The organism is Salmonella sp. SJTUF14076, assembly GCF_015534835.1.
In the GTDB taxonomy this organism is placed as follows: Bacteria; Pseudomonadota; Gammaproteobacteria; order Enterobacterales; family Enterobacteriaceae; genus Salmonella; species Salmonella enterica.
Window position 1 is genome coordinate 1,956,607 of the sequence record NZ_CP064674.1, and the last position, 14,992, is coordinate 1,971,598.

General features: G+C 54.5%; 18 protein-coding genes. 2 read left to right on the forward strand and 16 right to left on the reverse strand.

Annotation, left to right across the window (positions count from 1 at the left end):
• Positions 1 to 58 precede the first annotated feature (58 nt).
• Positions 59 to 1,771: a cellulose biosynthesis regulator diguanylate cyclase DgcQ gene (gene dgcQ, locus HU143_RS09430; protein WP_001119828.1), complete on the forward strand. Its 1,713-nt coding sequence runs from the start codon at positions 59 to 61 to the stop codon at positions 1,769 to 1,771.
• Here dgcQ and HU143_RS09435 read toward each other — a convergent pair.
• Complete coding sequence (locus HU143_RS09435; protein WP_000948794.1) at positions 1,750 to 2,565, reverse strand: mannosyl-3-phosphoglycerate phosphatase-related protein; 816 nt, start codon at positions 2,563 to 2,565, stop codon at positions 1,750 to 1,752. The genes dgcQ and HU143_RS09435 overlap by 22 nt on opposite strands.
• 309 nt (positions 2,566 to 2,874) lie before the next feature.
• The gene (yodD, locus tag HU143_RS09440; protein WP_000844798.1) at positions 2,875 to 3,102 is read right to left on the reverse strand and encodes a YodD family peroxide/acid resistance protein; all 228 of its coding nucleotides are present in this window, start codon (positions 3,100 to 3,102) and stop codon (positions 2,875 to 2,877) included.
• Between the two features lie 128 nt (positions 3,103 to 3,230).
• On the opposite strand from yodD, the gene dsrB reads away from it, so the two are divergent.
• Positions 3,231 to 3,425 carry a protein DsrB gene (gene dsrB / locus HU143_RS09445; protein WP_000867218.1) on the forward strand — a complete coding sequence of 65 codons (195 nt, stop codon included), beginning with the start codon at positions 3,231 to 3,233 and terminating at the stop codon, positions 3,423 to 3,425.
• A gap of 38 nt (positions 3,426 to 3,463) precedes the next feature.
• Here dsrB and rcsA read toward each other — a convergent pair whose 3' ends face one another.
• From rcsA to fliF, 14 genes are all read right to left on the reverse strand, one after another.
• A complete protein-coding gene (gene rcsA, locus HU143_RS09450) occupies positions 3,464 to 4,087 on the reverse strand; it encodes a transcriptional regulator RcsA (protein WP_000103971.1) in 624 nt (207 codons plus the stop codon).
• A 281-nt stretch (positions 4,088 to 4,368) separates the two neighbouring features.
• A complete protein-coding gene (gene fliR, locus HU143_RS09455; protein WP_000616953.1) occupies positions 4,369 to 5,163 on the reverse strand; it encodes a flagellar biosynthetic protein FliR in 795 nt (264 codons plus the stop codon).
• An 8-nt stretch (positions 5,164 to 5,171) separates the two neighbouring features.
• Positions 5,172 to 5,441 (reverse strand): flagellar biosynthesis protein FliQ, encoded by a 270-nt coding sequence (gene fliQ / locus HU143_RS09460; RefSeq protein WP_000187355.1) that lies wholly within the window; start codon positions 5,439 to 5,441, stop codon positions 5,172 to 5,174.
• Positions 5,442 to 5,450: 9 nt separating this feature from the next.
• The gene (gene fliP / locus HU143_RS09465) at positions 5,451 to 6,188 is read right to left on the reverse strand and encodes a flagellar type III secretion system pore protein FliP (RefSeq protein WP_001253411.1); all 738 of its coding nucleotides are present in this window, start codon (positions 6,186 to 6,188) and stop codon (positions 5,451 to 5,453) included.
• Positions 6,188 to 6,565 (reverse strand): flagellar biosynthetic protein FliO, encoded by a 378-nt coding sequence (fliO, locus tag HU143_RS09470; protein ID WP_000978276.1) that lies wholly within the window; start codon positions 6,563 to 6,565, stop codon positions 6,188 to 6,190. The genes fliP and fliO overlap by 1 nt, the downstream gene beginning before the upstream one ends.
• Complete coding sequence (gene fliN, locus HU143_RS09475; protein WP_001282111.1) at positions 6,565 to 6,978, reverse strand: flagellar motor switch protein FliN; 414 nt, start codon at positions 6,976 to 6,978, stop codon at positions 6,565 to 6,567. Before fliN ends, fliO begins: the two co-directional genes overlap by 1 nt.
• Positions 6,975 to 7,979 (reverse strand): flagellar motor switch protein FliM, encoded by a 1,005-nt coding sequence (gene fliM, locus HU143_RS09480; protein WP_000502811.1) that lies wholly within the window; start codon positions 7,977 to 7,979, stop codon positions 6,975 to 6,977. The genes fliN and fliM overlap by 4 nt, the downstream gene beginning before the upstream one ends.
• 4 nt (positions 7,980 to 7,983) lie before the next feature.
• Entirely contained in the window at positions 7,984 to 8,451 is a 468-nt protein-coding gene (gene fliL / locus HU143_RS09485) for a flagellar basal body-associated protein FliL (RefSeq protein WP_000132169.1), read from the reverse strand.
• A 104-nt stretch (positions 8,452 to 8,555) separates the two neighbouring features.
• A complete protein-coding gene (gene fliK / locus HU143_RS09490; RefSeq protein ID WP_064441677.1) occupies positions 8,556 to 9,779 on the reverse strand; it encodes a flagellar hook length control protein FliK in 1,224 nt (407 codons plus the stop codon).
• Positions 9,776 to 10,219 (reverse strand): flagellar export protein FliJ, encoded by a 444-nt coding sequence (gene fliJ, locus HU143_RS09495; protein ID WP_000046981.1) that lies wholly within the window; start codon positions 10,217 to 10,219, stop codon positions 9,776 to 9,778. Before fliJ ends, fliK begins: the two co-directional genes overlap by 4 nt.
• 21 nt (positions 10,220 to 10,240) lie before the next feature.
• Positions 10,241 to 11,611 (reverse strand): flagellar protein export ATPase FliI, encoded by a 1,371-nt coding sequence (gene fliI / locus HU143_RS09500; RefSeq protein WP_000213257.1) that lies wholly within the window; start codon positions 11,609 to 11,611, stop codon positions 10,241 to 10,243.
• Positions 11,611 to 12,318, reverse strand: coding sequence for a flagellar assembly protein FliH (gene fliH, locus HU143_RS09505; protein WP_023227464.1), 708 nt, complete (start codon positions 12,316 to 12,318; stop codon positions 11,611 to 11,613). Before fliH ends, fliI begins: the two co-directional genes overlap by 1 nt.
• Complete coding sequence (gene fliG, locus HU143_RS09510; RefSeq protein ID WP_000067735.1) at positions 12,311 to 13,306, reverse strand: flagellar motor switch protein FliG; 996 nt, start codon at positions 13,304 to 13,306, stop codon at positions 12,311 to 12,313. The genes fliH and fliG overlap by 8 nt, the downstream gene beginning before the upstream one ends.
• A complete protein-coding gene (gene fliF, locus HU143_RS09515; RefSeq protein WP_001276833.1) occupies positions 13,299 to 14,981 on the reverse strand; it encodes a flagellar basal-body MS-ring/collar protein FliF in 1,683 nt (560 codons plus the stop codon). Before fliF ends, fliG begins: the two co-directional genes overlap by 8 nt.
• Between the last annotated feature and the right edge of the window lie 11 nt (positions 14,982 to 14,992).

A 14,992-nucleotide genomic window follows, 5' to 3' on the forward strand; every position in this document is an offset into this window, starting at 1 on the left:
AGGTCTGGCTACCGTAAGCCATCAGGGGGAGTTGTATCAATAACCAGGAGTTACCAGGGTGCCGCACGAAACACTGTTAGACAATCAAGGCTGGTTTAAAAAGCTGGCGCGGCGTTTTGGTCCCGGTCATGTCGTCAACACCTGTTTTCTGATCGTGATGCTGTTCTCGACGCTACTTACCTGGCGGGAAGTGATGATACTGAAAGACGCGTATGTCGCCAGTCAGCGCAATCATCTGGGGAGCGTCGCGAATGTCCTTGACCGCCAACTGCAATTCAACATGGACAGGTTGATCTTTTTACGCAACGGTATGCATGAAGCACTGGTGGCGCCGCTGGCTTTTTCCGCATTGCAAAGCGCGGTGACGCAGTTTGAGCAACGACGCGTCAGACATTTCTGGCAACTGGAGCTGGATAAGCGGCGGACATTGCCGTTATATGGCGTTTCCGATCAATTTGTCGCCCGGACGACGCTTCTTTCGCGGGAGAGTCGTGACCTGGCAAATGAATTAACCGCCACTCTGGAGTTAGGGTATCTGGCGCGTCTGGCTCGCTCATCCGCCATGCTGACGCTGGAGACGATGTATGTTTCTCGCTCAGGGTTTTACCTCTCAACTCTCCCTACGGCGTACGGTAGCGATATTGTCTCCCGTTACTATCAGTACGTGACCCAGCCCTGGTTTATCGAGCAAAGCCAACGGCGTAACCCACAGCGCGGCGTGCGGTGGTTTACCTCCGCACAGCCCTATGTTGCTGACGAGCAGAAAAAAGTGACAGCCAGTCTACCGCTGGATCACGATAATTACTGGTATGGCGTACTGGCAATGGATATTCCCGTCGCGTCATTACAGCGGTTCCTGCGCGATGCGGCCGAAAAGGATATTGAAGGGGAATATCAGCTATACGATAACCATCTCCGTTTGTTGACGGACTCCGCGCCGGAACAACAAACCGCGAATACGTTAAATGACCGTGAGCGCGCCTTACTGGCGCGTGAAATAGAAAAAGATACCCTGGGCGGGCTGCGTTTAGGAACGCATTATGTAAGCTGGGAGCGGCTGGATCATTTTGATGGCGTCCTGCTGCGCGTGCATACATTACGTGAAGGCATACAAGGGAATTTTGGCAGTATTAGTATCGCGCTGACGCTGTTATGGGTGCTTTTTACGGCGATGCTGTTGATCTCCTGGGGCGTTATTCGACATATGGTCAAAAATATGTTTGTTCTGCAAAATTCGCTGCAGTGGCAGGCATGGCACGATCCGCTGACCCGGCTATATAACCGTGGCGCGCTGTTTGAAAAAGCGTCCAGGCTGGCAAAGCGCTATCGGGAAGCCCGCCAGCCATTTTCTGTGATACAGCTGGATTTAGATTATTTTAAAAGCGTTAACGATCGCTTTGGTCATCAGGCAGGCGATCGCGTGTTGTCCCATGCCGCTGGGCTCATTGGCAGCACCATTCGAGCGCACGACATCGCCGGACGGGTAGGGGGCGAAGAGTTTTGTATCGTGCTGCCCGGCGCGACGAAAGCGCAGGCGCTGCAGATTGCCGAACGCATACGCCAGCGCATTAATGACAAAGAGATTCTGGTGACGAAAAGCACGACGCTTCGTATCAGCGCGTCAATGGGGATCAGTAGCGCGGAGGAATACGGCGACTATGATTTTGAGCAGTTGCAGTCGCTGGCCGACAAACGGCTTTATTACGCCAAACAGTCCGGACGTAACCGTATTTGCGCCAGCGACGCGACTCAGGAGCGGGAAAAGAAATAGTCCATTCCTTCGCGCCAGCCATCCGGCCCTTCGTTCTGGCTACGGTAGACGCGCTGAGGATCGTCGTTACGCAAATGTACACCCTCCCGGTTTAGCCCTTTAACGACAACCGCATAATCCATCACATCCAGTAAGGGCGCATCATTGGGGCCGTCTCCTAGCCCCAACGTCAGAGGACGCGCGCGCCACTGCCGACGATATGCTTCTATCAGCCAGTTAGCAGCCTGATCTTTACCGGCGGAGGCGTCCAGCACATGCCAGAAACGGGCGCCATGGACAAATTGCAGTCCCAGGTCATTTAAACGGGCGACAAACTGCGCCATGCGTTCATCGCTATCGCGCCAGATCAGCGACACCGAAGCTTCATGCAGACGGGTTAGGGCAGACTGGGCCCGGTTTAGGCCCGTCCATTCGCTTATCACCTGATCGTCAACGTCATCAAACGTGGTGAACTTAAACTGTTCCTTTTCACGCAACTTATGCAGGACGAGGCGGATTTCGTTGTGAGAAATACCGGCTATCAGGCGGGGATAGTTGGGATGGTCTTCCCAATGAACGTCCAGTTGGATCACCGCGCCGTTTTCCGCAATCAGCGGCAGTCCCTGTAGATTTAACGTCGTCTGGAGCTGGAGCATTTCAGCCGCGGTTTTACTGCTACAGAGGATCACAGGTACGCCGCTTTCATGCAGGCGTGTAAGCCAGGGGGCCGCGGGCTGCCACTCAAACGTGTGGCTGTTCAGCAATGTGCCGTCCAGATCGGTAAAAATCAGCAAGGGGTCATGGATTGAGAGCATTTTTTCCTCATTTTCCGTTGCAACGGCGGGCTTATTTCCAGGAAAAATCCTAAAGCACACCCGAAAGAAGTCGAACGCTAACTGGAACCGATCCCGTCGCTTCCAGGCAGCACATGCGTTGTCACACTTTTGCTACCGAACTATTAGCGTGCTTAATCATTCATGTAAAAAATATTTACTTGTCATGCAAAAAAATTGCAGATAAGGTAAATCTCACATCAGATTTCCTGGTGTAACGAATTTTCAAGTGCTTCTTGCATAAGCAAGTTTGATCCCGACCCGTAGGGCCGGGATTTTTTTCGGCCATTTTTAACGGTTTACTTCTGTTACACTAAAATCATGAATATCCAGCTCGAATGCTTCAGCTAATTCATGCCATGTATGATATTCCCGTCCGTCTACGCTCACCCGCTCAGGATCTTCCTGGCTACGGTGAACCTCGCTTTCGCTGATCTCATTGATGGCCGCCAGTAGCGCATCTACATCGACGCTCACTTCGCGCTTAGCCGTATCACTGTACTCTTTTGCCGTTTTCATCTTCACTACCTCACGGGTTCCTGACAGCCTAAGTATAGACCGTTGAGAAAACCAGCAAACACGCCGGCAAGGCGCTGTCAGACGCAGAAAATTGTTCTACACTGGCACAAAGCGACAGGAGGAAAATGATGAAGGTGAATGATCGGGTAACCGTTAAAACGGACGGCGGTCCCCGCCGACCGGGCGTGGTACTGGCAGTGGAAGAATTTAGTGAAGGCACAATGTACCTGGTTTCGCTGGAGGATTACCCGCTCGGCATCTGGTTCTTCAATGAGTCAGGTCACCAGGATGGTATTTTTGTCGAGAAGGCGGAGCAGGACTAATTGAGCCGGACTGGAGGTACATTGCCAGTCCGGATGTCTCAGCGCATGTTAACAAAAATGCCGTTAGTGACGTTATCTGTCAGCCGCACTACGTGATAGATCACTTGTTTATTATGCGTTTTTATCTTTCTTTTTATATTCCCCTTATGGGAGGATACTGTTTTTGCTTTAATATTCATTCTGTCAGAAATCTGAATGGTTCCCTGACCTTCCATCCACATTCGCAACATGCTGGATTCAGTTCGACTTAACGATAATGTTGGTAAATTTATGGTTCCTGAAATACCCGACTCTTTTTTCAGAATATCGCCAAGAATGGTATCCAGCGAGTCAGGTTTAATCGATTTTGAGCTAATCAATAAGTTTTTTCTTACTAATAAATATTCATCAAAATGCACATTAGCAATTGCCATAAAAACAATAAATAACGTGTCAGGATGTTGATTAATGATTTGCTTTATTTGTTGACTGTCTGAAGGCGTATGAATGAAACAGTCCTCATTAATAAACACCACCGAAGGCTGATGCGCGCCACAAGCGATAGCGAGTTCGTCAACGGTTTCGATGTCGTTGATTTCCCTTTTTTTCACCCCTCTGCTGACCAGATACCCGCTTAACCCTAGCCGGGTGTAACTGCATAAATCCATAATAATCGTTGACATGGCATACCCTCACTCAATGCGTAACGATAATTCCCCTTACCTGAATAACTCACCATAATCAGACGGAACACGAATAGTCACCTTAGACAACGCTTACGCGGTTTTTCAGGCGAACTTACTATCCCGTAAAGTTACATATAATTTGCCAGGAATCATCTTAAAGTAAAGTGAATGTTGCGTTATGTGAGTGAAGTAAAAACAAATAAGGGGCAGCGGATATATCCTGGTGAATGTTTTTTAAAATTTATTTTCGGATAAACCTTAGTAAAACAGGATAAAAATTATGGGTTATTATTTATCGGCATCTCGCTAACAATATCAGCAAGCAAATTGAAAATTTCGCTGAATAAATGTTCGCAAAACGGCGCAATTAATGGCATTAGCGCGGCCATCAGCATAATGCCGACGGTGAGGGTAAGCGGGAAACCGATAACAAATATCGAGAGCTGCGGCGCCATGCGGTTTAATAGCCCCAGCGCCAGGTTGAGCGTAAGCAGGAGGGTAATGACCGGCAATGCCAGCATCAGTCCGTTTAAGAAAATGAGCCCACCGGCCCTGGCGAGCGCCATAAATGCATTACTGTTCACCGGGTTACTACCGATGGGCAGAGTATGGAAGGTATCGACCAGCAGAGAAATAAGCCACAAATGGCCATTAAAGGTGAGAAACAGTAGCATGGCGAGCATATCCATAATACGCGCCAGAACCGGCATATTCAGGTGGCTGCCCGGGTCGACGAAGGTGGCAAAGGAAAGCCCCATTTGCAGACCGATAAACTCACCTGCGGTACGCACCGCCGCAAAGGCGAATTGCATGGTAAATCCCAGCGCAATACCGATCAGAATTTGTTGCATCGCCAGCCATAAGGCGGCAATAGAAAAAAGCGGCGTATCGTTTGCCGGTAGCGACGGCGCGATAACAAGGGTAATCATTATTCCCAACCCCAGTTTTACCCGCTTGGGAATAGCGCGCTCGCTGAGAATGGGCGCCGTTGAAATCAGCGCCAGTACGCGCAGCAAAGGCCAGAAATAGAGATGCAGCCAGTATAGCCATTGCTCGCTTGTAACCTGTATCATCGTTCTGTTTATCCGATGATATAAGGTAAATTGCTGAACAGAGTGCGTACGTAGTCCAGCAGCAGGTTGAGCATCCACGGGCCGGCAACGATAATTGCGATGAATACCGCGACGATTTTAGGGATAAACGACAGCGTCATTTCATTAATCTGAGTCGCGGCCTGCAAGATGCTGATAATGAGGCCGGTAATCAGCGCGACGAGTAACAGCGGCGCAGCCAGGGCGAGAGCGACTTTCATCGCCTCGGTCCCCATCATCATGACGGATTCAGGAGTCATTTTGCGCCTCTAACTGTAAAAGCTTTGGGCCAGCGACCCCACAAGCAATTGCCAACCATCGACCAGCACAAACAGCATCAGCTTAAACGGCAGGGCGATTGTCGCTGGCGGCACCATCATCATCCCTAACGCCATCAGTACGCTGGCGATCACCAGGTCGATAATCAAAAAAGGGATGAAAATCGTAAAACCGATCTGAAACGCCGTCTTTAATTCGCTGGTGACATAAGCGGGCAGGAGGATACGCATCGGTACTGCTTCCGGTCCCTGTAACGGACCGCTATTGGCCAGACGGGCAAACAGCGCCAGATCGGCTTCGCGGGTTTGGCGCAGCATGAACGCGCGTAACGGTTGCGCGCCTTTATCCAGCGCTTCCTGCATAGAAATTTTCTGCTCGCTAAACGGCTGGTAAGCATCCACGTAAATCTTGTCAATGACGGGCGACATAATAAAAAAGGTCAAAAACAACGCCAGCCCGAGTAACACCTGATTTGGCGGTGCCGAGGGCGTGCCCAGCGCGTTACGCAACAGGCCAAAAACAATGATGATACGCGTGAAGCTCGTCATCATCAGTAAAATCGCCGGCAGAAACGTCAGCGAGGTGATGAAAACCAGCGTCTGGACGGATAATGACCAGCTTTGGCCTCCGCCCGCTAATGGTTGGCTGATAAGCCCCGGCAGTTGCGCAGCGGCGGCGGGACTAAAAAGCCACAGACCAGCCAGAGAAAGGAATAACAAACGGCGCATCAGGATCTCCCGGAACGCTTGAGTAAGCTCTTCATCATGTTCTGGAAATCCGCCGGTGGGGCAACGGGTGCTTCCGTGTCATTCTCCGCGGGCGGGAGGGTGTGCAGCAGGTTGATCTGCGAGGCGGTCACGCCCAGTACCAGACGCGCATTTTCGACCTCGACAATCACCACGCGTTCGCGCGGGCCAAGCGAGGCGCTGGCTGACACCTTGAGCCCCCGGACGCTATTTCCTTTTGGCGCGAATCCCATACGCTTAATCACCCAGGCCGCCGCCAGAATGAGCGCAATAATGCCAATTAATGCGCCGCTCACCTGCATGAGCGGCGATCCGGCTGGCGCGGTGGGCTGAGAAACCGTGGCCTCTGTCTTCATCATTAACGACTCAAACGACGCATACGCTCGGATGGCGTAATAATATCGGTGATACGTACGCCGTATTTATCCGCCACGACGACCACTTCACCCTGGGCAATCAGGTAGCCATTAATCAGGATATCCAGCGGCTCGCCCGCCAGCCCGTCCAGCGCGACGACCGACCCCTGCGTCAGACGCAGCAGTTCTTTAATGGTCATTCGCGTGCGGCCCAGCTCTACGGTCAGTTTGACCGGGATATCCATAATCAGATCGATATCCTGCATAGCACCGCTGACATCGCCGCCGCCAAGCTGTTGGAAAACCGCGTCGGCGGCGCTTTTATTGGTGGTCGCTTTTTGCTCGTTTAACGCGTCAGCCCACAGATCATCCAATGCGCCAGTATTCTCATCGGACGGATTATTCATGTCACTCATTTGGGCTGTTCCTCATTCAGCGAATTCAAAATTGGGTTGATCAAATGTTCTACGCGTAGCGCATACTGTCCGTTTACGGTGCCATATTGGCTGGTGAGTACCGGAACGCCGTCCACATGAGCAATAATGCGGTCGGGTTTTTCAATCGGCAGTACATCGCCGGGTTTCAGCTTCAAAATCTGGGAAAGACGTAACGGAATATCGGCAAAATTGGCCACCAGCTCCAGTTCAGAGTGCTGAACCTGGCGTACCAGGTTATCACGCCAGTTCTGATCTTCATGGCGCGAGTTTTCCAGCGGCGGATTCACCAGCAGCTCACGCAGCGGCTCGATCATGCTAAATGGCAGACAGATGTTAAATTCACCGGTCAGATTGCCGATCTCCACATGAAACGGCGTATTGACGACGATATCGTTCGGCGAGGTGGTGATATTGGTAAATTTCACCTGCATTTCGGAACGCACATACTCCACTTCCAGCGGATTAATGGCTTTCCATGCGTCGCTATAGCCTTCCAGCGCCAGTTTCAGCATACGGTTGATGACACGCTGTTCCGTATGGGTAAACTCGCGGCCCTCGACTTTGGTCGGAAAACGGCCGTCGCCGCCGAACAGGTTATCGACGGCAATAAACACCAGACTCGGCGAGAACACCACCAGCCCGGTGCCGCGTAGCGGCTTCAGGTGGATCAGGTTCAGGTTGGTCGGTACCGGCAGGTTACGCGCAAATTCGTGATACGGCTGAATACGTATGGCACCCACGGTAATATCCGGGCTGCGGCGCAGCAGGTTAAATAATCCCATCCGGAACTGGCGTGCGAAACGCTCGTTAATAATCTCCAGCGCCTGCAAGCGTTCACGCACGACGCGACGCTGGGTATTGGGATCGTAAGGGCGAATATCGCTATCGCTTGCGATACCGGGAGTGGGTTCGTCTTTGGTGTCGCTGTCGCCGTTCAACAGCGCGTCGATTTCAGCCTGAGAAAGAATACTATCGCCCATATCGTTACCGCAGAATAAAAGCTGTATAAAGCACGTCAGTGACGACCTGTTTTGGTTGTCCGGCAACGAGTGGCGCGGCCAGCGTCTCTTTAATGGCGGCAATCAGTTTTTGTTTGCCAGCTTCTGTTGAGAGCTCGGCGGCATTCTGACGGGAAAACAACAACAGCAGACGGCTGCGCACTTCCGGCAGATATTCATTTAATCGCGCGCGCGTCGCTTCGTCTTTCAGACGCAGGGTCACGCCGATATACAACACGCGATCCGCATCGCCCAGATTGACGGTAAACGTATCCAGCGCAAAAAATACCGGCGCGGGCGGCGGAGCCGGTTCCGCTTTAGCGTTCGTGGTCGGTTGCTGCTGCATACGCCAGTAGCTATAACCGGCGGTCGCGCAGGCGGCGAGGGTAATCAACACCAGCAAAGGTATCCAAATCGAGCGTTTGCTCTTTTTGTTAATCGCGGAGTCAGTCATCTGATACGGGCTTCCTGTTTCGGTACTGCTTATTGGCTGATTATCCCGTGTCCTGTCCACGACAAAGCGTGGAAAAGACGCGGATAATCATGCTACCTCTGGCGTTAGGCGAAGATATCCACTGCGCCATTGCCGCGCGCGGCGGCCTGAAGCGAGGCCGGCGCCGCTAACGCTATATCATCTTCAGCGCCAAACGCGTCTGTGTGTTGGGCGCGGGCAGACTGTTGTTGCGATGAAGACTGCTGCTGTCCGGCAAAGCTTTCGCTACTGATACTACTTTGTCCCAACTGAATGCCGCTTTCCGCCAACTGGGTGCGTAACATGGGCAGGGCGGCTTCCAGCGCGGCGCGGACATGGCTGTGCGGCGATACCATCTGGAGCTGCGCCTGATTGTCATCCAGCTTGAGCGAAATATGCACCTGACCTAACTCTTCCGGATGCAATCGAAACTGCGCGCTTTGCTGTCCCTGACGCGTAAATAACATGACCTGCTGACTGAACGTTTGCTGCCATTCATGGCTGCCTAACGGCGCGCTGAGTACCGGGGCTGAGGCGACAGGTAGCGGTTGCGGTTGCGCCGTGGCGCTGCTGAGCGTCGGCATTGCCGCGCCATGCGTTACTGGCGCGGGTGGGCTATCCACCTCCACTTTCGCGCTGGTCGCGGCGGCGGCAACCACCAGCGGCGTCAGTGCTGGACCCGTGGCGCGATCGTCGCTGGCGCGCGCAAGCGACGCCTCGGTTTTCCCTTTTTCATGCTCGCTAAAAGAGAGCGTATGTGTCTCTTCCTGCGGCGCCGATGGCATGTCGCTGCGCAACAGTGACGGCAAGGCGATGTGATTTTCAGCCGGCGTCTCTCCGGCGACAGGCGTCGCGACAGGTTGTCCGGGCAGCATGGCGAATAAGGCGCTCAGACTGGCAAGATCCTCATCGCTCAGCGCGGGTGTTTTCTCATCATGCTGCGCCGTTTTACTCAATGCGGCCAGAGCGCTGGTTTTCAACGATGGCGTTAGCGTAGACAGTAGATGCTGCGCTTGTGTCAGATCGGTAAGCGTTTCATCCGTCGCATTCGCTTTTTGCGCCAGCAGGTCGGCAAGCTTCACCGCCTGGCCCGGCTCGCCATGTTGGGTCAGTAACCCTTTCGATAATTTGCCGCCTGCCGCCTGTAAATCGGCCAGCGTGATGCGGGCGTCTTTGCCCTGTGCGCCGTCTGCGCCTAACGCGCCCGCCAGGAGCGCCAGAAAGTCCTCGGCTGAACCGGTGGTTTTTCCTGACGTCAGACCCGCGGTCATGTCGGTATCGGTGGTGATCAGTTGGGGCAGGGTGATCATTCGGGTTTCCTCATTGCTGCACGCTGAGCAAATTCATCCATCTTTTTCTGATCCATGCGGTTTTCAGCTAACAGCGCTGCCGCGGTTTGTCGGTCCTGTAAGGTTTGCCAGGCCTGAAGTCGCTGCTTTTTCTCACGCCAGCTCTTCAGCGCCAGGTCGACTTTTTGCGTCCACTGCGTAAGCTGGAGGCGATGCTGCTCTATCGCCTTTTCCAGTGTCTGAATAAACTGCTGATAGTTGATCCAGCGATTACTGGCGATGCCGTTGCCCATATCGGTGTTCAAATTACTGCGATACTCATTCTGATAATCGATCAGCATTTTGAGCTGTTCTTCCGCCTGTTGGCAGCCGCGACGCATTTCGCCCAGTAAACGCGCCGCGTCATCTACCTCTTTTTCGGCCAGATCTTTGAGTGTTTCCAGAGCGCCATGTTGTGCCATGATCGTCGCCCTCCTGCTTTATCACACCGTCGGGAAAATTAAATCGAGCGCCTGCAGAGAGTCCTCCCAGTCGGCCCGTTCAAAAATGCCTTGCTGTAAAAACGCTTCCAGTTGCGGCCATAAGGTAATGGCTTTATCGAGCATCGGATCGCTACCTTTGGCATAGGCGCCGACGCTGACCAGATCGCGGTTACGCTGGAAACTGGAAAGCAACTGTTTAAATAGCCGTACCCGCGCATAGTGCTGCTCGGTAATGAGCGCGGTCATCGCCCGGCTGATTGACGCCTCGATATCAATGGCCGGATAGTGCCCGGCCTCCGCCAGGCGGCGGGACAAGACAATGTGCCCGTCGAGGATTGCGCGTGCCGAGTCGGCAATGGGATCTTGTTGGTCGTCCCCCTCGGTCAACACGGTATAAAACGCGGTGATAGAGCCGCCGCCGTGGATGCCATTACCGGCACGTTCGACCAGCGCCGGCAGCTTTGCGAACACCGAGGGCGGATAACCTTTGGTGGCTGGCGGTTCGCCGATTGCCAGCGCAATTTCACGCTGCGCCATCGCATAGCGCGTCAGCGAATCCATAATCAGCAACACATGCTGTCCGCGATCGCGAAAGTCTTCGGCGATGCGGGTGGCATAGGCGGCGCCCTGCATTCGCAGCAGTGGCGAAACATCCGCCGGGGCGGCGATCACCACCGAACGCGCGCGGCCGTCGGGGCCGAGAATATTTTCGATAAAATCTTTAACTTCGCGGCCACGTTCGCCGATAAGTCCCACGACAATCACGTCCGCCCGTGTGTAGCGCGCCATCATGCCAAGCAGAACCGACTTACCGACGCCGGAACCGGCAAAGAGTCCCATACGCTGACCGCGCCCTACGGTTAACAACGCGTTGATAGCGCGTACGCCGGTATCCAACACATGTTCGATTGGCGTTCGCTGTAGCGGGTTAAACGGCGGCGTGATTAACGCGCCGGTTTCCAGCGTATCCGGCGCAGGCAGTCCGTCGAGCGGTTTACCGCCGCCATCCAGCACCCGACCAAGCAGGGCCGGGCCGAGCGGTAACTGTTTGCCGCTTTGCAGACCGTCGCCATGCCCGTTACGGGCGTAAACGCGGGCACCGGGCAGAATGCCTTCGACCTCTTCCAGCGGCATTAAAAACAGACGCTGGCCATTAAAACCGACGACTTCCGATTCCACCTCTTTGGTTTCAGGGCCGTCCTGGCGCTCAATAATGCAGGTGGCGCCCAGCGGAAGCTGGAGACCGGTGGCCTCCAGTACCAGGCCCGTGGCGCGGGTTAAACGTCCATAACGGCGCACCGCCGGCAATAACGCCATTTTTGCTTCAAAGTTGTCGAGCGCGGTAAGCCAGCGGGTCAGGCGCGTGGTCATCAGAGCACTCCCGGCGCCGCCAGGCGACACAACTCTTGCCAGCGAGTGGCGACGCTGGCGTCCAGATCGCCCTCATCAGCAGAGACTTTACACCCGCCGTGATGCAACGTTGGATCGCCGCGCAACCGCCATCCGTGAAGACTGAGCGTGGCGCCCAGCATCTCTTCCACCCGCTGTAAGTCGTCCGGATGCACGCGCAACTGCGGCTTGCCGCTAAAGAGCGGCTCTTGCTGCAACAGTTGTTGGATCTGTTTAATCAGCGCTGAGTTGTCCACCGCCGGCGTTTGGCCGATGACCTGACGTGCGGCCTCCAGGGCCATTTGCATCAGCCGTGAGGCGATAACGCTATCGAGCGCGTCAAGCGTGTTCTGAAACTCGCTCACTAACTGCTGCATACGGGCATGAATCGGCGCCTGCTGCGTCTGCGCCTGGGCTTGTCCTTGCTCCAGCCCCTGCGCTAACCCTTCCTGGTATCCCTGCGCGTGTCCTTTTTGCCGTCCCTCCGCCAGCCCGGCGTTATAACCTTGTTCATGGGCCTGTATTTTTAGCTGCGCCAGCTCCTGCTCCAGCTGCTGTTCGGCAGTGAGTTCGGGCTCCGGCGTATCTTCTGTCAAGGTCACGTTATCAGCCTTAACCGGCACAAACGTTTCTGGCGGCGGGGCGAGATCGTCGGGGGTCCAGACTTGCCACGGCAATTCATTAGACATAGGTATCCTCGCCGCTGCCAATCACCATTTCGCCGGTTTCCGCCAGACGACGCACAATAAGCAGAATCGCTTTCTGCTCGTTTTCCACCTGAGACAGACGAACCGGGCCACGGTTGGCAAGGTCGTCGCGCAGGATATCGGCGGCGCGCTGGGACATATTGCGCAGGAACTTCTCGCGTAATGGCGGTTCGGCGCCTTTCAGAGCGATCAGCAGCGATTCGGAATCCACTTCCTGCAACAGACGCTGGATACTGCGATCGTCCACATCCACCAGATTTTCGAACAGGAACATCTCGTCGATGATTTTCTGCGCCAGTTCGCCGTCGAATTCGCGCACAGCGGTAATAACCGCTTCTTCCTGCTGCGTTTTCATCAGGTTGATAATTTCCGCCGCGGTTCTTACGCCGCCCATTTTGCTGCGTTTCAGGTTCTGACCGTCGAGCAGGCCATTCAGCACTTCGGTCAACTCCGCCAGTGCCGCCGGCTGTACGCCGCCAAATGTCGCGATACGCAGCATCACATCATGACGCAGACGTTCGTCAAACAGCGCCAGAATATCGGCGGCCTGACTGCGTTTGAGGTGGACCAGAATGGTGGCGATAATCTGCGGGTGTTCATCGCGAATCAGGTCGGCGGCGCTCTGCGGTTCCATAAAGTTGAGCGTTTCGATACCGCTGGTGGTATCGCGCGTTTCCAGAATATCTTCCAGCAGGCTGGAGGCGCGTTCTTCGCCCAGCGCTTTAACCAGTACGGAGCGCAGGTATTCGTTGGCGTTAATATTCAGCGCGGCGAACTGCTCCGCTTCTTGCTCAAACTCTGATAGTACGTCCGTCAGTTGTTTGTTGGAGATCTGACGCACGTTAGCCATCGCCGTACTTAGCGCCTGCACTTCGCGGGTGGAGAGGTGTTTAAACACCTCTGCCGCCCGGTCTTCGCCAATGGTCATCAACAAAATGACGCTTTTATCGGTACCGCTAAGATTACTCATGATCGTTACTCATCCACTGGCGAATGACCAGCGCCACCACGCGCGGATCGTTGTCTGACATTTCGCGAATACGCTGGCTCATCACCTCGGCGCCCAGACGCTGGTTAGCCCGGCGTTGCTGGAGCTGCTCGTCTTTGCTAAGGCGTACTTCCACGGCTTCTTCGGTTTCCTGGCGAACCTGTGCCTGTTCCTGCGCCGCTTTCGCTTCTTCAACGCGGCGCGTCAACTGCGGACGTACCGCTTTGCGCCACAGAATCCAGGCCACCACCAGCACCAGTAACCAGCGACCTGCCGCGAGCAACTGATCGATAAAGGACTGCTGTTGCCAGAAGGGCAGTTCGCCGCCGGTGTCATCCACTGCGCTAAACGGTGAATTCACCACGTTTAGCGTATCGCCGCGTTTATCAGAAAAACCCATCGCTTCACGGGTTAGATCCTCGATCTGTTTCATCTGATCGGCGGTCAATGGCAGCGGTTTGCCATCTGCCAGCGTTTTGTAATTCACCACGACAGCTACGGAGAGACGCTCAATATCGCCTACATTCATTTTGGTGTGACGAATGGTGCGGTCCACTTCGTAGTTACTGGTTTCATTACGCTGTGTACTGCGCGGGCCAGCACTGTTACTGTTGGTACTGGTGCTGGTTTGTGGCGTATTCTGCGCGTTTTGTTGATTGGTCGGCGGCGTGGCGATCGGCGCCTCGTTAGGCGGCGCTGGTTGGTTCGACAGCGCGCCAGGCACGCCGCCGGGATAGCCCGCGCCTACCTGTTCGCTAATATTCAACTGACGTGAACGCAGGGTGGCCTTCGACGCATCGCCGTTCGGGCTGTAGTGCTCTTCCGTCTGCTCTTTATTGGCAAAATCCAACTGGGCGGTTACCTGAGCGTGAACATTACCGTTCCCGACGATAGGCGACAGAATGGCTTCGATACGGCGTTGGATGCGGCTTTCCACATCATTAGCAAATTTTAATTGCGCGTCATTAAGGTCGCGACCGCTGGTATTGGATTGCGTGAGCAGATGACCGGATTGGTCGACCAGCGTGACGTTTCCTGGCGGCAAACCGGCGACAGCGCTGGAAACCAGATGTACCACGGCGCTAATTTGTCCTTCATCCAGCGCCCGTCCCGGTTCCAGTGTGACGGTGACGGAGGCGGAAGGGGATTTTTGTTCCCGCACAAATAGCGACGGCTTTGGCATCGCCAGGTGAACGCGGGCGCTTTTTACCGGACCCAGCGTCTCGATCGTCCGGGCCAGTTCACCTTCCAGCGCGCGCTGATAATTCACCTGCTCGCTGAACTGGCTGATACCGAATTTTTCCTGATCAAGTAGTTCAAAGCCTACCGCGCCGCCTTTAGGCAGTCCCTGCTGCGCCAGACGCAGACGCAGTTCATGCACTTTGTCGGCGGGCACTTCAATCGCGCCGCTGCCATTGGCAAAGCGATAGGGGATATTCATCTGGGTCAACTGCGCGACGATCGCGCCGCCGTCCTGATCGGAAAGGTTGCTAAATAGCGTGCGGTAATCGGGCGTTTTGGCCCACAGCACCATCGCAACGACGATCGCCACGGCGGCGGAACCCGCCACAATTAACGGAATTCGGGGATTCGCGCGTAGGCGATTAAGCCACTCGAGAGGTTTAGGTTGGGTTGCAGTCGATGCAGTCGCACTCATCTCGCACCTCG